24 protein-coding genes and 4 pseudogenes are annotated in these 23,010 nt (G+C 68.8%); 18 read left to right on the top strand and 10 right to left on the bottom strand.

Features of this window, described 5'->3' with window-relative positions; all coding sequences use genetic code 11:
- Window positions 1-2: 2 nt before the first annotated feature.
- Window positions 3-296, bottom strand: coding sequence for a hypothetical protein (locus ACFY1E_RS25975; protein WP_389079864.1), 294 nt, complete (start codon window positions 294-296; stop codon window positions 3-5).
- 122 nt (window positions 297-418) lie between these two features.
- Between ACFY1E_RS25975 and ACFY1E_RS25970 the strand changes: the two genes are divergently transcribed.
- Genes ACFY1E_RS25970 through ACFY1E_RS25960 form a run of 3 tightly spaced genes read left to right on the top strand, consistent with a single transcriptional unit; the run spans window position 419 to window position 3,475 of the window.
- Entirely contained in the window at window positions 419-751 is a 333-nt protein-coding gene (locus ACFY1E_RS25970; protein WP_389079863.1) for a hypothetical protein, read from the top strand.
- A 1-nt stretch (window position 752) separates the two neighbouring features.
- The gene (locus tag ACFY1E_RS25965; protein ID WP_389079862.1) at window positions 753-1,787 is read left to right on the top strand and encodes a hypothetical protein; all 1,035 of its coding nucleotides are present in this window, start codon (window positions 753-755) and stop codon (window positions 1,785-1,787) included.
- Window positions 1,784-3,475: a hypothetical protein gene (locus tag ACFY1E_RS25960; RefSeq protein ID WP_389079861.1), complete on the top strand. Its 1,692-nt coding sequence runs from the start codon at window positions 1,784-1,786 to the stop codon at window positions 3,473-3,475. The genes ACFY1E_RS25965 and ACFY1E_RS25960 overlap by 4 nt, the downstream gene beginning before the upstream one ends.
- On the opposite strand, the gene ACFY1E_RS25955 is transcribed toward ACFY1E_RS25960, so the two are convergent.
- Window positions 3,456-5,159: an APC family permease gene (locus ACFY1E_RS25955; RefSeq protein WP_389079859.1), complete on the bottom strand. Its 1,704-nt coding sequence runs from the start codon at window positions 5,157-5,159 to the stop codon at window positions 3,456-3,458. The genes ACFY1E_RS25960 and ACFY1E_RS25955 overlap by 20 nt on opposite strands.
- A 411-nt stretch (window positions 5,160-5,570) precedes the next feature.
- Here ACFY1E_RS25955 and ACFY1E_RS25950 point away from each other — a divergent pair, with 411 nt between their 5' ends.
- The gene (locus tag ACFY1E_RS25950) at window positions 5,571-5,738 is read left to right on the top strand and encodes a hypothetical protein (protein WP_389079858.1); all 168 of its coding nucleotides are present in this window, start codon (window positions 5,571-5,573) and stop codon (window positions 5,736-5,738) included.
- A 422-nt stretch (window positions 5,739-6,160) separates the two neighbouring features.
- Here the strand turns inward: ACFY1E_RS25950 and ACFY1E_RS25945 are convergent, their stop codons facing one another.
- Together ACFY1E_RS25945 and ACFY1E_RS25940 are read right to left on the bottom strand one after the other, a co-directional pair.
- Entirely contained in the window at window positions 6,161-6,826 is a 666-nt protein-coding gene (locus ACFY1E_RS25945) for a glyoxalase (RefSeq protein ID WP_389079856.1), read from the bottom strand.
- Window positions 6,827-6,830: 4 nt separating this feature from the next.
- Window positions 6,831-7,088 (bottom strand): hypothetical protein, encoded by a 258-nt coding sequence (locus ACFY1E_RS25940; protein ID WP_389079855.1) that lies wholly within the window; start codon window positions 7,086-7,088, stop codon window positions 6,831-6,833.
- Between the two features lie 494 nt (window positions 7,089-7,582).
- Here ACFY1E_RS25940 and ACFY1E_RS25935 point away from each other — a divergent pair.
- The 5 genes and pseudogenes from ACFY1E_RS25935 to ACFY1E_RS25915 all read left to right on the top strand — a co-directional run.
- Window positions 7,583-8,311, top strand: a pseudogene (locus ACFY1E_RS25935) (MobC family plasmid mobilization relaxosome protein); the annotation flags it as partial.
- A gap of 83 nt (window positions 8,312-8,394) precedes the next feature.
- Window positions 8,395-8,883: pseudogene (locus ACFY1E_RS25930) on the top strand (relaxase/mobilization nuclease domain-containing protein); the annotation flags it as partial.
- Between the two features lie 23 nt (window positions 8,884-8,906).
- The gene (locus tag ACFY1E_RS25925) at window positions 8,907-9,086 is read left to right on the top strand and encodes a hypothetical protein (RefSeq protein ID WP_389079854.1); all 180 of its coding nucleotides are present in this window, start codon (window positions 8,907-8,909) and stop codon (window positions 9,084-9,086) included.
- Window positions 9,087-9,477: 391 nt separating this feature from the next.
- A complete protein-coding gene (locus ACFY1E_RS25920) occupies window positions 9,478-9,969 on the top strand; it encodes a hypothetical protein (RefSeq protein WP_389079852.1) in 492 nt (163 codons plus the stop codon).
- Between the two features lie 206 nt (window positions 9,970-10,175).
- Window positions 10,176-12,167 carry an NACHT domain-containing protein gene (locus tag ACFY1E_RS25915; protein WP_389079851.1) on the top strand — a complete coding sequence of 664 codons (1,992 nt, stop codon included), beginning with the start codon at window positions 10,176-10,178 and terminating at the stop codon, window positions 12,165-12,167.
- A 65-nt stretch (window positions 12,168-12,232) separates the two neighbouring features.
- Here ACFY1E_RS25915 and ACFY1E_RS25910 read toward each other — a convergent pair.
- The 3 genes and pseudogenes from ACFY1E_RS25910 to ACFY1E_RS25900 form a co-directional block, all read right to left on the bottom strand.
- Window positions 12,233-12,658: pseudogene (locus ACFY1E_RS25910) on the bottom strand (transposase family protein); the annotation flags it as partial.
- Window positions 12,659-12,964: 306 nt separating this feature from the next.
- Window positions 12,965-13,486 carry an NUDIX domain-containing protein gene (locus tag ACFY1E_RS25905; RefSeq protein ID WP_389079849.1) on the bottom strand — a complete coding sequence of 174 codons (522 nt, stop codon included), beginning with the start codon at window positions 13,484-13,486 and terminating at the stop codon, window positions 12,965-12,967.
- On the bottom strand, window positions 13,483-14,640 hold the full coding sequence (locus ACFY1E_RS25900) for a helix-turn-helix domain-containing protein (RefSeq protein WP_389079848.1): 1,158 nt from the start codon (window positions 14,638-14,640) through the stop codon (window positions 13,483-13,485). The genes ACFY1E_RS25905 and ACFY1E_RS25900 overlap by 4 nt, the downstream gene beginning before the upstream one ends.
- Before the next feature lie 432 nt (window positions 14,641-15,072).
- Here ACFY1E_RS25900 and tgmB point away from each other — a divergent pair, with 432 nt between their 5' ends.
- From tgmB to ACFY1E_RS25875, 5 genes are all read left to right on the top strand, one after another.
- The gene (gene tgmB / locus ACFY1E_RS25895) at window positions 15,073-16,026 is read left to right on the top strand and encodes an ATP-grasp ribosomal peptide maturase (protein WP_389079846.1); all 954 of its coding nucleotides are present in this window, start codon (window positions 15,073-15,075) and stop codon (window positions 16,024-16,026) included.
- On the top strand, window positions 16,023-16,262 hold the full coding sequence (locus ACFY1E_RS25890; RefSeq protein ID WP_389079845.1) for a hypothetical protein: 240 nt from the start codon (window positions 16,023-16,025) through the stop codon (window positions 16,260-16,262). The genes tgmB and ACFY1E_RS25890 overlap by 4 nt, the downstream gene beginning before the upstream one ends.
- Before the next feature lie 668 nt (window positions 16,263-16,930).
- Window positions 16,931-17,251, top strand: coding sequence for a PadR family transcriptional regulator (locus ACFY1E_RS25885; RefSeq protein ID WP_389079843.1), 321 nt, complete (start codon window positions 16,931-16,933; stop codon window positions 17,249-17,251).
- Window positions 17,248-18,018 carry a hypothetical protein gene (locus ACFY1E_RS25880; RefSeq protein WP_389079841.1) on the top strand — a complete coding sequence of 257 codons (771 nt, stop codon included), beginning with the start codon at window positions 17,248-17,250 and terminating at the stop codon, window positions 18,016-18,018. Before ACFY1E_RS25885 ends, ACFY1E_RS25880 begins: the two co-directional genes overlap by 4 nt.
- 310 nt (window positions 18,019-18,328) lie before the next feature.
- The gene (locus tag ACFY1E_RS25875; protein WP_389079840.1) at window positions 18,329-18,550 is read left to right on the top strand and encodes a hypothetical protein; all 222 of its coding nucleotides are present in this window, start codon (window positions 18,329-18,331) and stop codon (window positions 18,548-18,550) included.
- Here ACFY1E_RS25875 and ACFY1E_RS25870 read toward each other — a convergent pair.
- The 3 genes from ACFY1E_RS25870 to ACFY1E_RS25860 all read right to left on the bottom strand — a co-directional run bounded on the left by ACFY1E_RS25870 (window position 18,542) and on the right by ACFY1E_RS25860 (window position 20,592).
- Window positions 18,542-19,015 (bottom strand): phosphatase PAP2 family protein, encoded by a 474-nt coding sequence (locus ACFY1E_RS25870; protein WP_389079839.1) that lies wholly within the window; start codon window positions 19,013-19,015, stop codon window positions 18,542-18,544. The two genes, ACFY1E_RS25875 and ACFY1E_RS25870, sit on opposite strands and share 9 nt — an antisense overlap.
- A 137-nt stretch (window positions 19,016-19,152) precedes the next feature.
- Window positions 19,153-20,208 carry a YihY/virulence factor BrkB family protein gene (locus tag ACFY1E_RS25865; protein WP_389079838.1) on the bottom strand — a complete coding sequence of 352 codons (1,056 nt, stop codon included), beginning with the start codon at window positions 20,206-20,208 and terminating at the stop codon, window positions 19,153-19,155.
- A 189-nt stretch (window positions 20,209-20,397) separates the two neighbouring features.
- Window positions 20,398-20,592: a hypothetical protein gene (locus ACFY1E_RS25860; protein ID WP_389079837.1), complete on the bottom strand. Its 195-nt coding sequence runs from the start codon at window positions 20,590-20,592 to the stop codon at window positions 20,398-20,400.
- A 285-nt stretch (window positions 20,593-20,877) separates the two neighbouring features.
- On the opposite strand from ACFY1E_RS25860, the gene ACFY1E_RS25855 reads away from it, so the two are divergent.
- From ACFY1E_RS25855 to ACFY1E_RS25840, 4 genes and pseudogenes are all read left to right on the top strand, one after another.
- Window positions 20,878-21,324, top strand: a complete 447-nt coding sequence (locus ACFY1E_RS25855; RefSeq protein WP_389079835.1) for a phage holin family protein — start codon at window positions 20,878-20,880, stop codon at window positions 21,322-21,324.
- Complete coding sequence (locus tag ACFY1E_RS25850; RefSeq protein ID WP_389079834.1) at window positions 21,321-21,764, top strand: DUF3618 domain-containing protein; 444 nt, start codon at window positions 21,321-21,323, stop codon at window positions 21,762-21,764. Before ACFY1E_RS25855 ends, ACFY1E_RS25850 begins: the two co-directional genes overlap by 4 nt.
- Window positions 21,765-21,768: 4 nt before the next feature.
- Window positions 21,769-22,034: pseudogene (locus ACFY1E_RS25845) on the top strand (DUF4235 domain-containing protein).
- A 288-nt stretch (window positions 22,035-22,322) separates the two neighbouring features.
- Window positions 22,323-22,856, top strand: a complete 534-nt coding sequence (locus ACFY1E_RS25840; RefSeq protein WP_389079832.1) for an AAA family ATPase — start codon at window positions 22,323-22,325, stop codon at window positions 22,854-22,856.
- Window positions 22,857-23,010: the final 154 nt, after the last annotated feature.

The following is a 23,010-nucleotide window of genomic DNA, read 5'->3' as shown; positions in this document are numbered from 1 at the left end:
CGTCACGGGCGCAGGACGTGCTGCTGGTGCCGGTAGAGCACGGTGGGCTCGGCGTCCCTGTTGTGGAGCCGGGCGGAACTCGTCGGACCCCGCAGCAGTTCTGCGCCTCGCAGCCCTTGTGGTTCGCTCTGGCTTCCGCCCCGCGGCCGCAGATGCAGCGAAAACGGCAGCATGCCGCCCGCCATCGCGTCTGCTCCCAGGGCGGCAAGTGCCGCCACGCGGAGGGGGACTGCCTCCGGTCCCCCCAGTCCCGCGTCCAGGCGCTCGTGTCGGCCCCGCCAGAGCGGGTCGGACACGCCCCGAACACGCAACCGACAGGCTACTGACGCTCCGTCAACTACCTGAGCAGCCACGGCAGGTCTTGCCACCGTGAGTACTCTGGTCGGGTACTGGTCTTCCTCGATGTGGGGGCGCGAGCGTGGCAACCAGGATCTCGGTGTCCGTGAAGGGGCTGTTCGGGCTGGACGAGCCCGAGCGCCTTCTGGACGAGCTTGCTGCCAGGACGCGGCTGCCGTGGCACCAGCAGGAAGTCGACAGGGGAAAGAACCTCGGCGGGATCGTCGAGATCGTCCTCATCGCGGTGGTCACCAAGACCGCCGACATGACGGTGGAGGCTGCCGTCCAGGCCGTGAAGGACGTCATCGGGCGCTGGCGCGAGGAGAGGCTGGACCCTCCCGAGGCGTCGATCCGGACCGACCCCGAACCGCAGAGCGACGATGGGGCGACGGACGCGGAAGGGCTGGACGGCTGACATGGCATCTCGCGCGCTCGTCATCGGAGCGGGGAAGTACGCCGACCCGGAGATCGGCAGCTGGGACGAGATCACCGAGAGTGCCCGGCGGTACCTGGAGGTCCTGAGCAGCGACGCGATGTGGGGACCGGGAGCATGCCGCATCCTCACCGAGGAAGAGCTGCGGACGGCCGACGGTGTCATGACCGCGCTGCAGGAGACGGCCGACGCGACGGGCCCCGACGACACCCTCCTCGTCGTCTACGTGGGCCACGGCAAGTACTGGAGCGATCTCCCCGTCAGCGACCAGGTCCACTTCGCCGTGGGCTCCTCGTACAAGGACAGGCCGTGGACCTGGCTGTCCAGCTGGTACGTCTACCGCGTCATGCGCAAGGCCGACGCACGGCTAAAGGTCCTCATCGCCGACTGCTGCTTCTCGGGCCGGCTGCCCCACCTCGGGGGCGAGTCGGTCCTGCCCGGCGTCCTGGGCGAGCGCGACCAGGGCACGTGCGTCTTCACCGCTCTCAAAGACGAACGCGAGTCCTACGCACCCGCCGCCGGCTGCACCAAGCTGCCGACGCGATTCGCCGGCTGCACGCCGTTCAGCGGACATCTGCTGAAGGTGCTCGAGCAGGGCACGAGGGACGACACGGACCAGCTCACCATCGGCCACCTGCGGGAGGCCGTCCGGACCGAGATGGAACGGTGCCCGACAGGGCACAGGGCGCCGAGGATGTCCCTCAACAACGCCCGGGAGAGCACTCCGCTGTTCACCAACCGGATGGACGAGGGCGAACGCCGCGAGCGTCCGGCGCCCGTCGAGCCCGCGGACTGGGTCCGGCTCCTGAAGGTGGACCGCCTCTCGCCCCTCGCGGACCTGCTGAAGGACGAACACATGACCGGCGATGTCGTCCGTCACCTGAGCAGCCTCTCCGACCCGGAGAGCCAGGACCTCGCGGCGGACATAGACGCCAAGGCCAACGAGTTCTTCGTCGAGCCCGACACCTTCGCCCGCTACTGGAGCCACGTGGAGCCGACACGGTCACCCCAGGCATGACGGACAGTCAGGAGGGGGCGGAGCCCAAGCACAGCCCCGAGTCGTGGATCCAGCGGTACAAGTGGACCTCGACCTGCTCGGTCGAAACCTTCGTGAGCCGTATGAAGTCCTTCCGCGAGGGCGGGGCGACGATGAAGCCACAGCCCGCCAACGCGGTCCGGGCCCTGCACGCCTTCGCCGTCCTGCGCCGCATCGACGAACTCGTCCAGTCGGCAACGAAGTTCGATCACCCTCAGGACGCCATCAACATGCTGGCCGTGGCGGCGCTGTGCCGGGAGCCGTGGGAAGCGGCGGCACTGGCAGTGGAGCAGTACGACACCGAGCTCCGGGAGGAAGGAGGCGTCCGGGCCACTCCGTACACCGACGGCATCATCCACGACGTCGCATGCCAGCGGACCGCCGTGGACGTCGCGACGTTCATCCGCAAGTGCAGCGAATCGGACAGGCCGCAACTGGTGGACAAGACGCTGGACGCGTTCATCAGGCCCAGCTCGGGACGCACGCACCTCGACAAGGCGCTGCTCCACATCGCGCTGCGCGGTGAGGGATGCGACGACGCGGCTGGCGACCTCCTGCACAGGACCCTCGAGGCGATCGACACGAACGGTGCCACCGGGACCGCGGAAGCCGATCCGGCGGAGTTCCGCGACCTGGTCGGCTCGCTGCGCAGGCTCAGCCCCTCGGAGCGGATCCTGGAGAAGTGGGTCGACAAACAGCTGGACGTGCCGGATCACGTGCCGCCCACCAGACGTATCGTCGCGGCCCTGATCGCCGGCTCGCAGGACGGCGAGGACACGCTCGCCGAACACGTCGGCACACGGTTGTCGGAGAACCATGTCGCCGGGATCTGCAGCCACTTGACGAAAGAGGCGCCCGCGAAGTGCCGGCTGATCCGGGAGCACGTGGCGGCACGCGTCAATCTCGACGACCTGGCCAAGATCGTCAAGGAATGGCACCGTCCCGACGGGGTCCTGGCCGGGACGACGAAAGAGTTGCTCGCCGACGTCGTGGCTCGGGGCGGGGCCGGGAGGGCCGGACCGCGACCGGTGGCCGACCTCGAGTCCCTGGCCACGGCCCTGGGCAATGTCAACGCGGATCCCGAGTGCAGGCGGCTGCTCTGGAACGCGGCGGCCGCACACACCGAGGGTCGCTCAGGAGCGGACCTGGCACATCTGCTGTGCAAGGTCGAGCAGTCGTCCGACCGCCGTCGCGCGGAACGCACCATCGCCCGGCGCCTCGCCGTCCACCTCCTCAAGGAGGACGCCGAAGCCGACCTGTTCGTCGACTACGTCGACACGCTGCGCAGATCCTCCGGCGCGGGCGCCGAGACCGCCGTGCACCTCGCCCGCAAGGAGCTGGCCGACCCGTCCGCGGCCGACTGGGCCCAGGGATCGGCCAGGATCGTCGGGAGGATCGTCGCCGGGCTCTACGACCGGCGGCTGATGCGCGACGGCGAGGACCTGCTCGAACGCTGTCTGGAGAACGAACAGCTCATCACCCCCGAGGACGTGTGCGCGATCGTCCGGCAGCTGCGCGACAGTGCGATGCCCGAGGAGGCAAGGTTCCTCGTGCTGCGGGCCACGGTCGGCCGCTGGTCCGACGTACTGCACCGTGACCAGACGGTCGACGAGCTGAAGGACCAGGGATTCGACGCGGAGGCCGACCAGGTCATTCGCTCGCTGCGCTGACCGGCGAGCGCGACGGCCCGGCCTGCGTGGTCCAGTCCGCCGGTCTGGGAAGCAGCGGGGCCACTTCGCTCATGTAGCGGTTCGACAGCACCACCAGGCCCCAGAACGCCACGCAGGCCGCGACGACGACCAGACAGCCGCCGGAGATCTTGGCGGCGTGCCCGGTGGAACCCCACACCGTGAACAGCAGCAGAGCCAGCAGGTAACCGATCAGCACCAGGGCGGCCTGGGCGGCCGGATGAGTGCGCCACTCCCGGAACGCCGTCACGTGCTCCTTGGCGTCGTAGAACCGTCCCAGGGCGGGCCGCCGCCGGGACAGCACCGGAAGCCCCAGCAGCAGGACGCACCCCGCTGCCAGTGTCGCCATGGCGCGCAGCACGTTGCCTTCGCCCGCCAAGTACAGAATCAGCCCAATCAGGACGAAGGCCAGCACAGCCAGACCCACCCGAAGCCTGCGCCGCCCGGTGGAACACTTGGGCAGGCGGTCCCCCAGCGCCACCAGCACCACACCCGGCACGGCGTAGACGACCAGGACCAGCACCCCTATGACGGACGTCAAAGATCCCCAGTCCCCGCGGAACGCCACCAGCAGGACCACCCCGACGACGAAGTCCACCAGCAGCACCAGCCAGTACACGTCGTACCGTCCCCGCAGCGACGCGTTGCGGCTCGTCTGCAGCCCCCGGTGCGTCAGATGGGCCCGGCTCAGCGCCGCCACCTCACGGGTGAGCGAGTGAGCGAAGACGAGCCCCGCACCCATCGGCGAGACGACCGCATCGATCTGGATCACCCACAGCAGCACGTTCATCTGCGCGGCCAGCGCGAACTGGCCCCACGGAGTCTGGAGGCTGCTGCCGGTCAGCGCCCCGACGTGACTGCCGTAGACGAACTGGAGGGCCGTGTACAGCACGGTCGAGCCGACGATCGTGCCGAAGACCGCCCAGCGCAGCCGGGCGGACTCGCCCATGCCTCGGCGCTTGATGTTCCCGGCGAAGTCCAGCGGCCCCTGGAAGCCCACATAGGCGAAGATCACGCCACCGTCGACGACGGCAGCCAGTGCCCCGCTCACGCTCGGTTGCGGATGCTGCGCGGTCACGCCGGTCCCGTCGAGCTGGGATGCGGAGACCAGCAGCAGTACGCAGGTGAGGACGGGGACGGCCACCTTCGCCACCGTCAACGCGGAGTTGAAGGCGAAGAAGATCCGCGGGACCAGCAGGTTCACCGCGCAGATGAGCGCGGTGAAGGCGACCGTGCAGATCCAGTACGGGGTGCGCGCGGGGTCGTGGAGTCCCGGGAACCTCCAGGCGAGCCCATTGGTCATCGCGATCGCTTCGCCGGCCGCGTTGGCGGCGTACAGGATCCACAGGCCCGCCGCGACCACCGTCGCCACCAGCGGGCCGCTGCTCTGCAGGGGAAGGAACACCAGACCACCAGTCTTGGGCGCGGCTGTTCCCAGCTCCACCATGACCCAGGCGATCAGCAGCGTCAGCAGACCACCGAGGAGCCAGGACAACCAGGCGTACGACCCGGCCCGCTCATACGCCTGGCCCGGGCCGATCAGCCAGCCGGAACCGATCACCCCGCCGGCCGCGAGGCCGACCAGGTGGTAGACCGACAACCGCCGCCGTTCGTCCTCGGGTCTCGCGACAAGTCCCCCGGTACGCTTCGACCTTTGCAGACTCATCGGCCCCCTCGTGTAGCCCCGACGACTCCTTGGCGGATGATTGCGTCAGGTTACATGCGCACCACAGCGAGCAGTGACGCTTTGTCAGGACCGTTTTCCTCCTGGTAACTCGGTAACTCGGCTACCACAGCGGCTACTTGGCGAGCAACTTTTCCTCTCCCACGGTGGGTGTACGTCCTGCCGTAGCTCGGCGGTGGCCTGTACCGCTGCGACCCAGCCCTGCACAGCCGACGCACGCACCTCGCCAACCGCACCATCAGCCGCGCCAGGCCGGTCGCCTGCCTCGCCGCCGGCAGCATCTTCCGCCCCGAGCCGGTCAACGGCCTGGGCCACAGCCCGACGCAGGACGAAGACGGTGCCTGGGACCGCTGACGGCCACCTGTGTGCGCTGGCTGCAGGGCAAGGTCCGTGTTGAGCGCCGACGCGCTGTGGGGCCCGGCCACAGAGGCGGCGTACTGCGCGTACATCGACGACGGCGCCGGTCCGGTCGTGGACGGCGATTTCGGGCCCGCGACCATTCGGGCGACGCAGCCCGCGATCGGCGTCACCGTGGACGGCCGGTGGGGGCCGGATTCCTAGCGGGCGCTCCAGCACCACCTGAACGTCTGGTCCAACGCCGGGCTCGTCCAGGACGGCGCAACCGGACCCGCGACGTACAAGGCGCTGCAGACGTTTCTGAACGCGATGGCCGGTGCGGCCCTGACCGTGGAGTGGATCCGCTCGGCGAGGACCCGGTCCGCTTCCGGCGTCTCGGTGATCTGCGCGAGCACGTCCAGTTTCCGCTGCGGCCTCCTTCTCCGCCGGGGACGAACCACGCCGTGCGGCAGTCTTGTTCCGCTCGCGTGCGTGCTTCTTCATCGCGGCCTGCTCCTGCGCGGTGAATCCGGCGTACTTGTCGGTGGTCGTGCCGGAGTTTTCTGCGGGCGGCTTCGTGGACGGGAGGGCAGGTTTTCCTCTCGTACAAGGTGAGACGCGGCGGTGCGGTGGCACAGGATCGGGAATCAGGAGGGTGTGGGAGCGGGCGGTGCGGCGGCTTCCCAGGTGAAGCCGTCCGGGTCGGTGAAGGAGCCGGCGGTGCTGCCGAGAGCGATGCGGTGCGAGCCGGTGCCGTCGGCGGGGACGCCGAGGTCCTTGGCGAGTGCGTGGCGCTTGTACAGGGCCAGCTTGACGGGGCTGGACTGACCGGGGGTGAACTCGGCGTACTTGCCGCCGAAGCTCTTGGCCACGCTCAGGCCCCGGCTTACGTAGAACTGCTTGGTGGCCTTCACGTCCTCGACACCCAGCAGCAGGACGACCTCGTCGATCTCGCGGGTGGCGGGTCCGGTGTCCTTCTTCGCCGAAGTCGCGATCTTCCAGATCGTCCCGTCCGGGGCCTGGACGACGCCGCCGTAACCCCACAGCGACTTCGTGGCCGGCTTGAGCACCGCGGCTCCGGCGTCCACGGCGGCGGCGACGAAGCCGTCGACGGTGGCCGGCCCGGACACCGTGAGCGCCAGGGTGAAGCCGCGAAATCCAGTCGAGTGCGTCTCGGACGCCCGCAGGCGTATGTACGTGTCCACGCCGAAGGCGCCGTAGAAGCGGCGGGCGGCCTCGGGGTCGGCCACCTCGAGGGTGACGGACGCGAGGCTCGTGTGGGTTGCGGTGGAAGTGGTGGTTGCCATGTCCATCACGCTAGGGGCTGGACGGTGGCCGGGGCTTCTCCATTCCTGACCGGTCTCGCCCCTTGCCGGCCCCGCACGCGGGATGCGGGGGAGTGACCTCCGTCGGGTCGTCGCCGGGGTAGATGTGCAGGGTTCGCCGGCCGTGGATGTGGTCCGTGTATGCGGCGGCGGCCTCGATGAGTTCACTCCACTTGTGGTGTCCGAGCGCGATGAATGCCAGGGGGTAGACGCTGCGGTCGGCCGGGGAACTGATGCCGGCGACGTACATATGGCCGGCCTGTTCCCGCCTGAGCCCTCGATCATCCGCTGGGCCAAGAGCGGAGCCGCCGTTCGCACCGCATGGCGCGGCCTGGTTTATGCCCGACAGACACACCTGCGCGCCGGAAACCGACCTCGGCATGCGCGACGGCCCCGACCAGATGTGTCTGGTCGGGGCCGTCGCCATGTGTCGCCGCCGCTTCCGAACTGCCCGCCGTGCTGACCCAGGCGGCCGGCGCGGCGACATCGTCGCGCTGAGGGCCGTCGCGCTCCGCTTACCGGACCGGGAGAAACCTGGGGCGGGGCGCGACGCCTGCAGGGCTGACGATCGGCAGTAGGCGGCTGACCGAGGTGATGGAGATCCTCCGGGCCGAACTCGAACCCTCCGCCGAGACCGATCGGGCTGGCGGCTGACCGGAACCACTGCCGGGTGACCGGAACCCTTTCGGTCACCCGGCCTGCCGGTCACCGCCCCTCGCACCGCGCAATCGTCCACACCTGTGGATGAGGGGGCAGCCGCCCAAACTCCGTCTGATCTTCGCGTTGACCCGCATGCCCTCCCCGCCGCTTTCCGGAGAACTATCCATGACGCACGACCGCTACCGCGCCGACCACACTCCCGATGAGCCGCCGCTTCTGACGAAGTCCCCTACGCTGATGGACCGTTGGCGCCGCGCGTTCGGACGGGCTGCCCCGGGCGGAGCCAGTAGTACCCCGAGTCCGACTCAAGGCCGGTCTTCGGGGGTCTCCGCCCCGGGGGTGGCGGAGACGACCCCGCGCCAGGGGGCGCCGGACCAGGGGGCCAGGGCTGAGGGCAGCCCCGACCCGGACATGCTCCATGCCCTTCAGCGCGAAGTGCTCCAGCCTGCCCGCGCCGCCGAGACTGCTGCCGGCGAACCCGCCGTGCCGAGCGTGCAGCCCACGATCCGCCGCTTCACCGGCACCAAGCGCGTCGTCCGCGTCGGTCCCCTGCGCTTCACCGGTGACGAGCACACCCAGCTCCAGGAGGCCGCCGCCGAGCACGGCTACAAGGGCGACTCCGGCTTCGCCGCCGACATCGTCCTCGCCTTCATCACCGGCGGGTTCACCGCCAACCTGCCCCTGTCCGAGGACCGCCGCCGCACCCACGTCTTCCGCGCCCAGGTCCTGCGTCAGCTCAACCGGATCGGCGTCAACGTCAACCAGATTGCCCGTGCTCTCAACAGCGACCGCACCTCACCCGACATCCGTCAGCGCCTGACCGAACTCCACGACCTGCTGGAGCTGATCGCCGAAGCCCTGCGCCGGCCCGTCGATCCGGAGACGGAGGCGTCGGCGTGGTCGCCGCTATCAAGCCCGCTGGGTCCAACACCCGTGGTCTGCTTGCCTACCTCTACGGCCCCGGCCGCCAAGACGAGCACTTCGACCCGCACATCGTGGCGGGGTTCGCCATGCTCGGCATGCCCGACCCCGGCCGAGTGGAGGACGCCACCCTCACCGAACTCGCCCGCTACCTGGACGAGCCGGTCTCCTTGCGCAACAGCGAGTTCGGCAAACCGGTCACCGAACACGTCTGGCACTGCCCGGTCCGCGCCGCCCCCGAGGACCGCTACCTCTCCGACGCCGAGTGGGCCGAGATCGCCCAGCGCATCGTCCGAGCCGCTGGCATCGCCCCTGCCGGTGACGACCTGGCCTGCCGCTGGATCGCCGTGCGCCACGCCGACGACCACATCCACATCCTCGCCACCACCGTCCGCGAAGACGGCCGCCGCCCCAAGCTCCACGACAGCGGCCTGCGCGTCGGCGACGCCTGCCGCGAGATCGAGACGCCAGCACGGTGGACAGACTGGTGGCCCACGCCACCCAGCACGGCTGGCACTTGATGTTTCCCGAGCAGCATCCCTACGCCGGCGGCCGACAGCACTACGCCGCCTACGTGGAGAACGACGACGGCTTCGAAGTCGAACTCGTCGCGATCAACTCACCTGAGTTGTCGTTTAACGAAGCGGGGCCTTGGCTACCGCCCTGATGGTGCGGGAGTCGTGGAAGCGGCCGCCGTGCTGATGAACCTGCGTCGGGATGACGTCGTGGATGACATCACTTGCCGCCCTGCCCAGCCCATGAGTTAACCGCCGTGGCCGAGTTGCGGTGGCGGTGGGTGCAGGAGCTCTACGGGACCCCCGACACCACGCTGGACGAGTTCGTTCTCCGGTTCGTGACATGGGCCCGGGAGGCCGGTCCTTCGCATCGGTGCATCGACCGGGACGCCCTGCCGCGTGGGGCGGCGCAAGCCGGCGTGCAAGGGGTAGTGCGGATGCATATCGGCTCAATCGGGCAGATCCTCCCCTTGCGAAGTAGGGGTCGCGATAGGGTCTGATGCGAAGTCAGATGCGTGGGCAGCACCGAGTGGGGGGTGTGCGGTGACGGGTATCGAGGTCGCGGTGGGCTATGTGTTCGCCTACCTGGTCCGCAAGGGTAAGCGCGTGGCGGGCCGGGCAGACGCCGAGGTCGACCGAGGCTTGGACGCCGGGATGGACCGCCTGCACGACCTGGTCAGTACCAAGCTCGGGAAGGATCCCGCGCTGGAGCGCGCCGTCGAGGAGGCCGAGGCCGGGCAGGGCGAGCCCAGTGAGCGCACCCGGCGCCGGCTGGCTGACTCTTTGGAGGACGCCGCCGAGCGCGACCCGGACTTCGCCCAGGTGCTGCAGGAGCTGGTGGAGCAGCTGCGGGCTACCGAGAAGGCCGCGGCGGCTGCACATGGTGGGGTGTCGGCGTTCGGCAGCGGCCAGGCAGTGGGTGGCCACGTGACCATCACGGCAGGGGACGGCGGGGCCGCCGCAATGACGATGGGCGACGTGACAATCGGAGCCCGCCCGGCGGACCCTTACCGGCCGGGCCCGGACCAGAGCTGACCGCGCCCGGCACTACCCCCGCCGCGCAGACCGTCACCGACAAGGCGGTCATCGCACATGCGATCGCAGCTCATAAGATCGGCCAGGTCACGTACTACGCGGCACCGGCGCCGAACGACGCACCGCCATTCACCGCCGACGCCGACCGCCTGTACATGGGGAAATGGCGCTGGACAGCCCTGGCGTGTGTCACTGCCCTGACTGCCGTGCTCCTCATCGTCCTGCATGGCAGCGGCGAGAAGGGTACGAGCCTCTACCTCGCGTTGGCTGCGCTCGCCTTTGTGATCACGACCGGATGGCTCCTGAGGCCCGCACGCCACCTCCATGCCGGATGGGCGGCAACGAAGCTGGCCAGAGCCGTGGCGGCGGAGCAACAACGCTTCCTCGATCTGGCACTGGGCAGCCGTACCAGTAAGACTCGGCCAGCCGACCAGCCGTTCTCCAATTGGGCGCCGGACGACCTGCCGGACGCGGCCGAAGAGTTGCTGCTGCAGTGGCAGGACCTCGCCGGGAATGACGCCGGCACGCTGTGCGACGTGGCCACCTTTTTCTTGGAGAAGGCCGATGGCCGGCTGATGGTGCTCGGCGACCCCGGCATGGGCAAGACCGTGCTGCTCACCCAGCTCACCCTCGATCTGATGCCCGCCGATCCGTCGACCGGCGTGATCCCTGTCTTGCTCAGCCTGAGCGGCTTCACACCGATCGGCGGCACGTCGCAGGAGCAATACGACCACTTCACATCGTGGCTGGAGGGGGCTCTGGCTCAGCGCTACGGGCTGCGCCTGCCAGAGGCACAGTCCCTGGTCCGCGCCGAACGTATACTCCCGATTCTGGACGGCCTCGACGAAATGGACGCTTCCGGAAAGCGGGGGGCTATGCGGGCGAAGGCTACCGCCATGCTGGCCACGCTCAATCATGAGCGGCGACGCGTCGTAGTGGCCTGCCGCCTGGAAGACGCCAGCAAGATCGCCGGCCGGGATGGGCTGTCCGGCCTGCTACACGACGCCCGTCACGTCGTCTTGCAACCGCTGACCCCCCAGGCAGTCGCGTCCTATATCAGTCATCGTTTTCGTTTCCACGAACCTGCCCGCTGGAAGTCCGTCCTGGCCGAGGTACGGCGCGGCAAAAGACTGTGGGAGACCCTGTGTGTACCGCTCTACCTGCATTTGGCGGTGACCTTATATGCCGGACATCGCACCAAGCCTGCAAAGTTGATCGGCATGCGCCCAGACAAACTGCGCAATCACCTGCTCGCTGGCTTCGTTCCGGCCGTCCACAAATACGCCACCAGCGAGCGTGACCCCGGGGGGACACCCGAGCAGGTGACCTCGTGGCTCGGTACGATCGCCTGTTACCAGCAGGCCCTGGCCGACACGGATGAGACGAAGGGGTCCTCCATCGACCTGCCCTCGCTGGGCAGGCTTACGCACAGGCGGATGATGCGACTTATCGGCTTGGCCTTGCTGTTGGGCGGCGTGGCCACCAACTGCATCGTCTATCTTGCCTGGCATGCCGCCGGCCGATCCGACATATCGGTGCTCAACGCGGCCTTCGCGGCGACTGAGTTACCTGTCGCCGCGGGCATCGGGCTGTCGATCCCGCACAGGCTTACTTTCAGCCGGATCAATGTCAACGCGTTGCGCGCTCGGGCGGTCCGTCACCGCGCTACCTTCATCGCCTGCGCCTGGGTCCTTGGCTCGATCCAAGGACTCGTCATGATGAGATATCTCCTCGGCGGTCTCCAGGCACTGCCCGCCACAGCCGCGCTTGTGCTGGCCAGTGCCCTTCTGAGCGTGATCACCACTGACCTGGTGGTGGACGTCAACGCCGCCTCGATCAGGCAGTTGCTCCGGCAGTCGCTGGGCTACTCGCTGCTGATCGGAGCGCTCTTGTCAGTCCTGTGCAACGCGCTTCTCTATGTCAAGGTCTCGTGGCTGAACAATCTGATCGACTGGAGTGCCCTCACAGTCCTGATGAGCCTGACAATCGGAAAGGGAAATGGCTGGCTGACCTTCTTCATCGGCACCCGGAGTGCGGCACGCCACGGCGTCCTGCCACGGCGTACGGCGGAGTTCCTGGACTGGTGCATCGACGTGGGCCTGCTCCGGATGAGTGGGCAGGAGCTGCAGTTCCGCCATCAACACCACCGGGACTGGCTGATCCGGGACGCAACCCGCATCCCCAAAGCCCGACGCTGACCGAGCGGTGCATCGAGAGCTCTGGTTCGGCCGCGTCGCTGAATCGTATGAGTTACTGAGCCTTTTCAGCATTGTCTCTCCAGGGTGAGGACAGCGGCTGCGATCGACGAGAGGCGATTGGGGCTGCACCGGGGCTTCCGGAAGGTCCGCCAGGACTTCAGCCTCGCGACGCTTCGCTCGACCGGCGCTCGCGCCGCCGTCGGTGCTCGGTTGACGGCCTGCTGTATAGAAGTGAGTTCACCCTTCGGTGGGGGTCTGACCGGCGTGGTCAACCAGGGACCTGCTCCGATGTAGGCGCGGTCGGCGAGGACGGGGGCACCCTGGCGTTCGCGGATCCGGATGATGCGGTGGGAGCGGGCCGCGATCAGGTCGTGGGTGCGGCCGGGCAGAGGGGGCGAGATCCACAGCAGGTTGCCCGCGGGGTCGGCCACTGCCTGCACATTCATCCCGTGGCGGCGGCGGTCCTCGGAGAAGTCGGCCCGGCTGTCGCCAGCAGCACCCCGGTCACCAGCGGGACTCCGCCGCCGCTGACGCCCGTCATCTTGTTTCCGCTGTAGTTTGGCTTCTCGGCACGGAATGTGCATTCGATTGCGTCGCGCGTCACCCCGGCCAATGCGCACAGCCCCGGCGTCGACCGGCGTCGATACTCCCGCAACCAGCCGAGGCCGCCTGCCGCGGGGGAGCCGCTGCAGCTCTGGTCCTCGTCATTGCGGCCGGTTGGCGACGGGGCTTGCTTCCTCTTGCCCCACGAACCGCAAGGACCGACCCGCAGAAGGCCCGCGCCGGGGGACAACGCTTCAGTGCGCTGCCACGCCGTCGTGGAGATAGAGAGGGCGTTCCGCCGCGAGGGCGGCCATCGCGGCTGTGAAGCGGCGCTGGATGCGTTCGCCGAGCCGGGCGTGGGCTTCTTCCGGCTCGACGAACGCGACCTCGGCAAGCTCTTCGTCCCGTGGGTGCAGCCGGTCGGCATGGTCCTGGGGCAGTGTGCCTCCGTTGAAAATGAAGGCGATCTGGTCATCCCATGGGCCATGCGGTGCCACCCAGTCCACCACCAGCAGGCGACTCACCGTAATCGTCAGACCGAGCTCTTCGAGGAGTTCGCGGCTCACTGTCTCCTCGGGCGGCTCGTTCGCCTCTGCCATGCCTCCCGGCAAGTCCCAGTCCGGTTTGTAGGTGGGATTCACCAGGAGTACGCGCCCGGCCGGATCACGCAACAAGACGTCAGCCGCAACGCGCTTACGGGCCTGCTTGGCGTTGCCTTCGGCCAGATAGGCGTTCCAGGCTTCTGTGTCGCCGGGGTCGGGTGCGGTGGGCCTCATACGGGTTTGCCTCCCGGTGATGGCGGGATCAGATCGGCCAAGAGAAGCATTCTGGCCCTGCGCGCATCGTCGAAGCGCACCAGGTACTCACGAACCGGCCGATACGCCTTGTGCTGCTCCAGCAGTCGGCGCAACTCGTCGAGTTGCTGGACGAGCCGGACAGACCCCAGGGTCGGGCTCGTACTCAACAGTGCGTGTGCGGCGTGCACCGCGGCGTCCAACTCTCTGCGCCGCACTTGGATGTCCACGAGGCTGATCTGGCGCAGTGCCAGCGACCGCGCCCGCCCGGTCTCCCGCAGGGCGACGGCCTGTTCGGCATGCTGTAGGGCGTCGTCGAGCCGTTCCAGGTCGCGGAGGATCAGCGCGGACTCGCTCGCCAGGGCGGCGGCGTCGAACGGGCTCAGCCGCGGATGCTCAGCATCCGCGCCGCCTTCGAGATCCCGCTGTGCCGCTTCGAGCGCGCTGGCTGCCGGGGCGTGCTGCTCGGCGGCGGCCAGGGCGCGAGCCTGCATCGTGTACAACCGCGCGGTCAGCGCCGGAATCTTCGGCCCCTGCGTAGCGAGGTCCAGCCCCGTGCGCGCCCACTCCACGGCCGCCGCCGGGTCACCGGTCTGAAGCGCGAGGTGGCTGCTGCTCGCAGCGACATGGGCGGCCAAGGGGAGGTCACCGGAGGTACGGGCCAGAGGCAGAGCCCGCGCGAAGTGCAGGCCGGCAAGATCATCCTGGCCGGAGTCGTGGGCCATCCAGCCGGCCATCTCCGTCAAAGCCGCCGCTGCAGCGAACACCTGCGGACCGCTCGCCGTGGCGACGAGTCGGGGCGCCACCTGGTCCGTCAGATGCCGCACCACGGCCCCGTACAGACGGCCGCCGCCGGTTTGCCGGTCCGCGTTGCGGAAGTGGTCCATGGCCGCGAGATCGTCACCGTCCGGTGGTGGATGGTCCGTTCGCTGGTGCTCCGGTACGGCGGCGGGTTCCCATGTCCGGCGGGCCAGACCCAGTAAGTGGCCGGGGATGTGGAAGGCGTCTGCGATCTGCTCGAACAGGGCCAGCTTCTCTACCCGGCTCTTGCCGTTCATGTAGTCGTAGAGCCGCCCCTGTGTGATGTCGACCGCCGCGGCGAGCCGCCGCGTGCTCACACCCCGGCTGTTGAGCATGCGGAATACCGTGCCCATGTCCCGCTCGGCCAGGGCGCGCAGCAGACGGTCGCCCCGAGCAGGCCGGAAATGATCACCCGCGGATCCGGTGACTGATGGCTCATCTACGGCTCCCCCGAGTAGCGGTGACTCGATGCTATGTCCAACGACTATGCGATGACTCCGTGTTGGAGTCACCTTGTGGAGTCTCCCTACCTGGCCCGGTCGTCGTTGACTGGCTGCAGCCACGAGGGATGCACCCGTGAACGTTCCCCCTCGGCTGTCCCGCCCGCAGGCCACTTCCCCGAGGCCCGCGGTCGGGGCTCCCCCCTCCGCCCTGACCAAGGCGTTGACAATGACCCGAGCAGGAACCAAGCAGCAGAAAGCCGCGGCCACCGCTGTCCCCGATCACGGCACCACCCAGGACAGCGACACCGGGAGCGACAGCGACCAGTGACTGGCACGCGTCCGGTGTTGGTCGTCACCAGCCTGCACGACCCCACCGCCGACGTGGTGATCCGCGAGCTGCACGGCCGGGACATCCCGGTCGTGCGGATCGACTCGGGGGACTTCCCCGCATCACTGTCGGTGGAGGCAGAGATCACCCCGCACGGGATCGAGGGCCGCCTCCTCACCCCCTCCCGCACCGCGGACCTGTCCCACGTCCGCGCCATGTACTACCGCCGGCCGACTGGTTTCGCCTTCCCGCACCTCAGCGACCAGGACGCGCGGTTCGCCATCATGCAGGCCCGGTACGGGCTCGGCGGGGTGCTGGCCGCCCTGCCCGGCTGCCTGTACGTCAACCATCCGCACCGCATCCGGGACGCGGAGTTCAAGCCGTCCGGTCTCGCCGCGGCGGTGGAAGCCGGCTTTCTGGTGCCTCCCACGCTCATCACCTCCAGCCCAGACGCGGCACGGGCCTTCATCAAGCGGGAGGGCGCGGTCATCTACAAGCCGCTCCACAATCCGGTGTACCGGGTGGACGGGGTGTCGAACGTCGTCAAGGTCGCCGAGGTGTCCGCCGCGGACATCGATGACGGCGTGGCGGGCACGGCGCACCTGTTCCAGAAGCGCGTCGCCAAGACCGCGGACGTACGGGTGACCGTCATCGGCACCTGGGCGTTCTGTGTCCGCATCGACTCCGACCTGTTGGACTGGCGCACCGACTACGACCGGCTCACCTACACGCCCGTGGAGCCGCCATCGGGCATCGCTCCAGCGCTGCGCCACTACATGGACCACTTCGGGCTTGTCTTCGGGGCTTTCGACTTCTGCGTGGCCGAGGACGGGCAATGGTGGTTCCTGGAGTGCAACCCCTCCGGTCAGTGGTACTGGCTGGAACCTGAAACGGGTCTGCCCATGTGCGCAGCCCTGGCCGACCTCTTGGAGAGGAAGACCGCGACGTGACCGACGACGACAAGGGCCTCCGTCTCGCGCTCGCCGAGCGTCTGGCCGACAGTGGCCACCTGCGCACCGACCCATGGCGGGCCGCCGTCGAAGCCGTGCCCCGGCACGAGTTCCTGCGCGGCGGCTACTTTGAACGGGCCGACAGCCCCGGACCCACCGCCTGGCGGCCGGTCCTCCCTGAAGACCCCGGATGGCTGGGCGGCTGCTACCAAGATGCCTCCCTCGTCAAGCTCTGACGGGCGACAACCGGTGACACAGCACGCGTCAGCGACTCGGGCCTCCGCGGCCAAAATGATCCCGTGCCCTCGGGAAGCCGACTTCGAGATCCCGAACAACGGGGCGAGCTGGCGCAGCTTCAGCTCCTCCGCGCTCATCGCGGATGAGGTCATTGCCTGGGCCTTGGGCGAGCAGATGCCGCAACAGGTCCGTCAGGAGCTGGAGGCTGCACTGCAGCGGCGGAGGCAGCGACGGCCAGAGTAAGGCGGCGCCCGTACGGCCGCACAGGCGACCACGCCGCTGGCGACGGCGCCGGCATCGCCGCCGATTCGGGGTCTTGCACGTCGGCCCCGCTGACGAAGCAATCGGGCCGCGGTGCTTTGCCGGGACCGTCGCAGGCTCAGGCCAGACGCAGGTCACTCGGGCGGGTCGGCGCGTGTTCGCAGCTGCTGCCAGCACCGGTGGACATGCTGTCTGGTGGTTGGGGCTGCCGGGCACACACGCCGGCCCGCTCGAGCAGGTTCCGGGCGGGCCGGCACGCGTCGTGCGGAGCGGGATGCCTTCTCGGGCTAGCCAGACGGCTCCGCCGGAGCCTCTGGCACCCGGCACTTGAAGCCAGGAGCGCCCAGTACAGGCGGTTCCATATCTCGTTCTCGACATATGGTTGGCGCGGTGCTTCACTGGTGACATGGCGTCAATTCGACTCACCACAACAACGATTCGAGTCCTCGAAGCCCTTCTGGCCACCACCTCGGATAAGCCGGCTTGGGGCCTCTCGATCTGCCAGGACACCGACCTCGGCTCCGGCACTGTCTACCCCATCCTCGAACGCCTCCTCGCCCACGGCTGGATCACCGCTCGGGAGGAGACCGGCGATCACCCCGGCCGACCGCCGCGTCGTTACTACGAACTCACCGGCGCCGGCCGTGCCTCCGCGCATGCGGCGCTCGAAGCCCGCAGGGCCCGTCGGTCCTCCTCCAGCGCCCGCTGGGCTGGGGGGACGGCATGACGACGGCCCTCGCACCGGTTCATGCGGCATTGGTCCGCATGAAAGTACCTGTGCTGTGCATCGCCGTACTGCTCCTGGCGGCCGGCGCCCTGTTCGGGATCGCCTGGGGCGAGACAGTCGGCGTAATCGCGCTGTTCAAGGCTCTGCCGCAGAGCTGGGTCTATGCGATCGGCGTGGGCCTCCAACGGTTCATTGGAACCAAAAACCACCCAAATCATCTGTACCTGGCGGTATTTATCCCACTCATGCTGATTAGCGTCGTGGTACCGGAAACGGAGACGCGCAGGCGTGTGGGATCGGCGATACGAGCGCGAGTGCACTCCGCCGAAGCCTCCTTGGCGGCGGCGGTGGCCGGAAAGCGCCACGCTCATCTGCGATCCGAATGGACGGCGCATCTGGCGGGCCCTTCGGATTCCGGCACGGAGCTCTCGGCCCGGGAGCGTGACGCCTATGCCGTGGGATTCCTCGTCGCTGCCGTCAGGATTCGCCTGAGCGACACCACGCGGCCGTTGTGGCGCCCGGTGGACTGGGTGTTGCGCTCGGACGGTCGGGTTAACGCCGTCGTGGCCTCCTGTTGCGGAGCCGTGGCCGGGTACCTCATCGACTGCGACGGCCCGCGAGTCTTCCTGAGCACCGACTGTGTCGGTGTCGGTGTGATCGGCACCGGGGCCTTCGCGTTCCTGCGCTGGCTGCGGGCAAAGCGTGGCATCGAACTGACCCAGCTCGCCAGGCGCGCTGAGACGCCACGCGAGCCATTTCCCAAGTAGAGCTCCACACAGGGGGGCCTGGCTTCGGCGGGGGGCAGCACGCTTCATGATGGTGGTCATGTCTGCAGACAAAGGCCCCTGGGTGGCCACCGGGCGGGTGGGTCGGATCGACCTTCCCCGGGTCTGTCTGCCGCTCTACAGGTTCGCGATGCCCCCTCGCCGCAGAAGGCCGAAGGCGGTGCCGCGGTAGCGTCTGGAGCCGTGCCGGCCCAGCCGGAAGGGGAGGAGTTGTGCCGCCTTGCCTCAGGAGCGGCGGGACCACCCGGTACGGGGGATGTCTGAGGCGCCCAGTCCGGTGCAGTGTGAGGCTATGCCTGCTGGAAGTACGGCACGTCGATACGAGTTCCGTGTCCTCGGCCCCGTCCCGGAGGACGTCGCAGAAGCGTTCCCGGACCTGGTAGCTGTGACGATGGGCAGCCAGACGCTGTTCTACGGTGACGTCATCGACGAGGCGCATCTGTTCGGCCTGCTGGCCCGCTTCCGGAAGCTCAATCTGCTGATCATGGAGATGCGACCGCTCCCCTCAGGCTGAGAGCCAGTCCCGCGCGATCAGGTGCAGGGTGCGGCCGGTGAGCCAGGCAGTGGCCAGGCCGATGGCTGCGCCGGTGGCCACGTCGCTGGGGTAGTGGGCGCCGCTTTGCACCCGCTGCAGCGCCACCATGGCGGTCGGCAGGGCACACGCGGCGCCGGCGGCCGGCCATGCCGGCGTCACGGCGGCGGTGAAGGCGACCGCCGCGGCGGTGTGACCGGAGGGGAAGGAGGAGGAGTCGGGGCGGTCGTCGACCTCGTCGTGGGGGAACCATTCCTTCGGTGGGCGCGGGCGGTCGGCCAGTTGCTTGCACAGGCCGTTCGAGATCAGCTGCGCCATCGTCAGCGCGGTCAGGCCGGTGGCCGCCGCCTTGCGGCCGCGCCACCCGCCCAGTAATGCCATCGCGACGGCGACGCCGCACCACAGCTTCGAACTCTCGACGCTCTCCTCCACGGCGGAGAGCACCATCCCGATACGGGACGGTATGCAAGAGCCCACCCGTTTGGTCACTGCCCGATCAGCGTCACGCAACCCCGTCACTAGCCTCATGAGAGGGGAAGTATCCCGAGGTCACCAGCCTACACTCAAGATCATAGGGTGTCCGGTCACACGTCGCCGAGGCGGCGGCGGTCCTCCTCGTCCCACTTCCGGGTGTCGCGTGGCTGGGTGTAGGGCTCGGCCTGGGGTGGATGGCCGCCGGCGACGGCCCGCTGGCGTACGGTCTCGGCGTCGAACTCCAGGCCCAGCAGGATGGCCAGGTTGGTGATCCACAGCCACAGGAGGAAGACGATCACGCCGGCCATGGTGCCGTAGGTCTTGTTGTACGAGGCGAAGTTCGCGACGTAGACCGCGAAGGCGGCGGAGGCGATCATCCAGATCAGCAGGGCCAGGAAGCTGCCCGGGGTGATCCACCGAAACCCCTTCACCTTCGCGTTGGGGGTGGCCCAGTACAGGATGGCGATCATCACCGTGACCAGGACCACGAGCACCGGCCACTTGGCGATCGACCACACCGTCAAGGCGGTGTCCCCGATCCCGAGCACCTTCCCGGCCTGGCGGGCGAGGCTGCCGGTGAAGACCACGATCAGCGCGCTGATCACGGCCAGCACCATCAGCACGACCGTCACCCCGACCCGCACGGGGAGGATCTTCCACACCGGCCGGCCCTCGGGCATGTCGTAGACGGCGTTCGCGGCGCGGATGAAGGCGGCGACGTAGCCGGAGGCCGACCACACCGCCAGCACCAGGCCCACGATTGCCATGAGGGAGCCGATACCGGCATTTCCCTGCAACTGGTGCACGGCGTTGGTGATGATGTCGCGTGCGGAGCCGGGGGCGAACTGCCGGATGTTGTTCAGCACCTTGTCGGTGGTCGACCTGCCGGTCAGGCCCAGCACCGAGACCAGCACCAGCAGCGCCGGGAACAGCGCCAGGATTCCGTAGTAGGTCAGCGCCGCCGCCCGGTCGCTCAGCTCGTCGTCCTTGAACTCCCGCAGGGCGCCCTTGAGGATCCTGCCCCACGACCCTTTCGGCAGCTCCGTCGGCGCATCAGGCGCCCTGCGCTCCACCTCCGGTCCGGGTCCGGGCGCGGCCTCGACCGACGCGGGTGCCTCATCGCGGGCGTGGTGTTCTTTTCGTCCTGGAAGATGCAATTTTGTCATGGGCGCCGGGTACCCCCTCCCTCACCCCTATCGCGGCGCGGAGCTGCGGTTCAAGGAGCAGATCACCGCTCCGTCGTGCTCGGCGACCACGTGCGCGGCTGGTCACCGGGCACCGCTCGCCATGGCAGGCGACTGGCCGGGCGTGCTCACGCGCGCCGCTCAAAGGTGCGGCGACGGCGGGCTCGGGCGTCAGGCCGCCTCCGCATCCCGCCCCGCGGTGCGGCGGTCAGTCGGCGGCCGGCTTGCGTTATGGATCAGGCGGAGACGGTGTCCGCGAGCGGGGAGGGCCTGCGGCGGCGTGCCGAACAGCCGATCCTCGAGGCGGTCCATCCCGTAAAGCAGCAATCCCAGCATCGGCAGCAGCAGCACAGCCACGATGATCACGACGCAGAGCCCCCTCCTGGACGGCGAACTCCCCCCTTTCGGGTGCCCGCCGGGGGTCAGAATCCGGCGGAGCTTTGTGAAGGTCTGGTGACCGCAGGTGCCTGGACACCCAGCGGGCCGGGCCGACTCCCGCGCGTGAGGTGTGAGGCGTTGGCGAACAGTACGGGTGGAAGGGCAGCGAGAGGGTGCCGGGTTCTGCGGATTGTGGGTACTCGCACGACCGGCAGAGACGCTCGGCCAGCCGTCATGGCGCGGCCCGGTTCGCGCGAACAGGGCAGATGGGAGGTGAGAGCCGTGTCGCTCACACCACCGCAGTACGCCGGCCCAGGCAAGGACACTCACGGCTCGGGAACGGAGCCGGTCAGTGAGCTGGTGCAGCGGGCCGCGCAGCAGCTGACGGAGCTGGTGCGCGGAGAGCTGAGGCTGGCGCAGGCGGAGATGAAGGAGAAGGGCAGGCGTTACGGCAAGGGCGGCGGCCTGTTCGGCGGCGCCGGACTGGTCGGTTTTTTGATGCTGCAAGCGATGGTGGCCACCGCGATTGCCGGCCTGGCGGTGCCGCTGCCGGTGTGGGTCGCGGCGCTGATCGTGACCGCGGCGCTGGGTGTGGTCGCCGCGGTGATGGCCCTGACCGGGAAGAAGCAGGTCGACCAGGCCGGGACACCCGCACCGGAGCAGACGATCGACAGCGTGAAGGCCGACGTGGCCGAGATCAAGGGGAGTGCACAGCGATGACCCAGCCGCACGACGAGCAGAACCCCAGCCCCGAGGAACTGCGCGAGCAGGTCGAGCAGACCCGCGAGGAACTCGGGGAGACCGTCCAGGCGCTCGCGGGCAAGGCCGACGTCAAGACACGCGCCCAGGAGAAGGCCACCGAGGTCCGCCACGAGGCCGCCGCCAAGGCCGGACAGCTGAAGACCAAGGCTGCCGACGTCGCGCACCAGGTCCAGGACAAGCTGCCCGACCCGGTCAAGGACAAGGCCGCCCACGCCGCCGAGCAGGCCCGCACCAGGGCCACCGAGGCAGGCCACCTCCTGCAGGAGAAGACGCCCGAATCCGTGCGGCACACGGCAGCCCAGGGCGTGCAGGCCGCGCGGGACAAGCGCGCCCTGCTGCTGGCCGCGGCAACCGGCGCCGCCCTGGTATGGCTGGCGTACCGCCGCAGGAAGGGGTGAGCCGATGAAAGCCTCGAAAATCGCCTACAAGCCGGTCGGTCTGGCCCTGGGAGCCGTCAGCGGCATGCTCGCCGGAGCTTTGTTCAAGCAGGCGTGGAAGATGCTCGGCCACGAAGAGGACGCCCCGACGCCACCGACGAAGAGCGCACCTGGACCGAGGTCCTGCTCGCCGCCACCCTGCAGGGCGCGATCTTCGCCGCGGTCAAAGCCACCGTCGACCGCGCCGACGCCACCGCCACCCGCAGCCCGACCGGCACCTGGCCCGGCTGACCGCCGCCCGGTACGAGCACGGGGCCGCCCGTCGAGAACTTGCGACGCCCCCTTGGCTTTGACACTGGTTGGTGGCCCCATTTGACGGTCAGGGCTGGCTCCACCGGTGTTGACGGCAAGGTTGATGTGAGCGAATTTTGGCCCCACTGGCCTTGTGGCGGTGGGAGCATCGAGACCGGCACCGACTCCTACCGCCTGGCCTATGCCCAGCAGCGTGCTCAGGCGCAATGACCGTACTCACCAGCCCAAAACGCCGCACGTCTCCGCCGCCTGCGGCAGCATGCGGCCATGCTCATCGTCATCGGCGGACTGCCCGGCACCGGCAAGACCACACTGGCGCGGCTCCTGGCCGCACGCATCGGCGCGGTCCACCTGCGCATTGACACGATCGAGCAGGCGATCGTCCGCTCGGGCCTTGCCCAGCACCCCCTCGGACCGGTCGGCTACACGGTTGGATACGCCCTGGCCGAGGAGCACCTCCAGCAAGGACTCACCGTGATCGCGGAGTCGGTGAACCCCTTGGCCATTACCCGCGACACCTGGCGGGACGTGGGCGCCAAAGCGGGTGTCCCCGCCATTGAGGTCGAAGTGATCTGCTCGGATCCGGCCGAGCACCGACACCGCCTGACCTCACGCTCAATCGATATCCCCGACCTGCCACTGCCCGACTGGCAGCAGGTCCTCAACCGCGATTACGAACCATGGGATCGGGAGCACGTCATCGTCGACACCGCCGGACAAGACCCGCATGAGTCCCTCGCCTCGCTTGTCCGCCACCTCGACCACCTCCCGCCCGCCCTCCGCGATTCCGGCCAGCAGTGATCAACGAGCCGTCGGGGGTGGGGTCAATTCACACTGTCGAAACCACATCAACTGATTACTACTGACGTTGTTGCCGTGATGTCGTGGGGGTGAGGCCGGTTTCCTTGAGGCAGCCGTCGATGAGGTTGCTGCGGTACTGAATCTGCCGGAGCCC

Source organism: Streptomyces sp. NPDC001604 (assembly GCF_042893475.1).
In the GTDB taxonomy this organism is placed as follows: domain Bacteria; phylum Actinomycetota; class Actinomycetes; order Streptomycetales; family Streptomycetaceae; genus Streptomyces.
This window is presented reverse-complemented; position numbering and strand designations above follow the sequence as displayed.

Excerpts from the sequence above, each read along its gene's own strand:
- ACFY1E_RS25965 (WP_389079862.1), top strand. The coding sequence starts at position 753 with ATGGCATCTCGCGCGCTCGTCATCGGAGCGGGGAAGTACGCCGACCCG.
- ACFY1E_RS25960 (WP_389079861.1), top strand. The coding sequence starts at position 1,784 with ATGACGGACAGTCAGGAGGGGGCGGAGCCCAAGCACAGCCCCGAGTCG.
- ACFY1E_RS25955 (WP_389079859.1), bottom strand. The coding sequence starts at position 5,159 with ATGAGTCTGCAAAGGTCGAAGCGTACCGGGGGACTTGTCGCGAGACCC.
- ACFY1E_RS25945 (WP_389079856.1), bottom strand. The coding sequence starts at position 6,826 with ATGGACATGGCAACCACCACTTCCACCGCAACCCACACGAGCCTCGCG.
- ACFY1E_RS25940 (WP_389079855.1), bottom strand. The coding sequence starts at position 7,088 with ATGTACGTCGCCGGCATCAGTTCCCCGGCCGACCGCAGCGTCTACCCC.
- ACFY1E_RS25905 (WP_389079849.1), bottom strand. The coding sequence starts at position 13,486 with ATGAGGCCCACCGCACCCGACCCCGGCGACACAGAAGCCTGGAACGCC.
- ACFY1E_RS25900 (WP_389079848.1), bottom strand. The coding sequence starts at position 14,640 with ATGCTCAACAGCCGGGGTGTGAGCACGCGGCGGCTCGCCGCGGCGGTC.
- ACFY1E_RS25885 (WP_389079843.1), top strand. The coding sequence starts at position 16,931 with ATGGCGTCAATTCGACTCACCACAACAACGATTCGAGTCCTCGAAGCC.
- ACFY1E_RS25880 (WP_389079841.1), top strand. The coding sequence starts at position 17,248 with ATGACGACGGCCCTCGCACCGGTTCATGCGGCATTGGTCCGCATGAAA.
- ACFY1E_RS25875 (WP_389079840.1), top strand. The coding sequence starts at position 18,329 with ATGCCTGCTGGAAGTACGGCACGTCGATACGAGTTCCGTGTCCTCGGC.
- ACFY1E_RS25870 (WP_389079839.1), bottom strand. The coding sequence starts at position 19,015 with ATGGTGCTCTCCGCCGTGGAGGAGAGCGTCGAGAGTTCGAAGCTGTGG.
- ACFY1E_RS25865 (WP_389079838.1), bottom strand. The coding sequence starts at position 20,208 with ATGACAAAATTGCATCTTCCAGGACGAAAAGAACACCACGCCCGCGAT.
- ACFY1E_RS25850 (WP_389079834.1), top strand. The coding sequence starts at position 21,321 with ATGACCCAGCCGCACGACGAGCAGAACCCCAGCCCCGAGGAACTGCGC.
- ACFY1E_RS25840 (WP_389079832.1), top strand. The coding sequence starts at position 22,323 with ATGCTCATCGTCATCGGCGGACTGCCCGGCACCGGCAAGACCACACTG.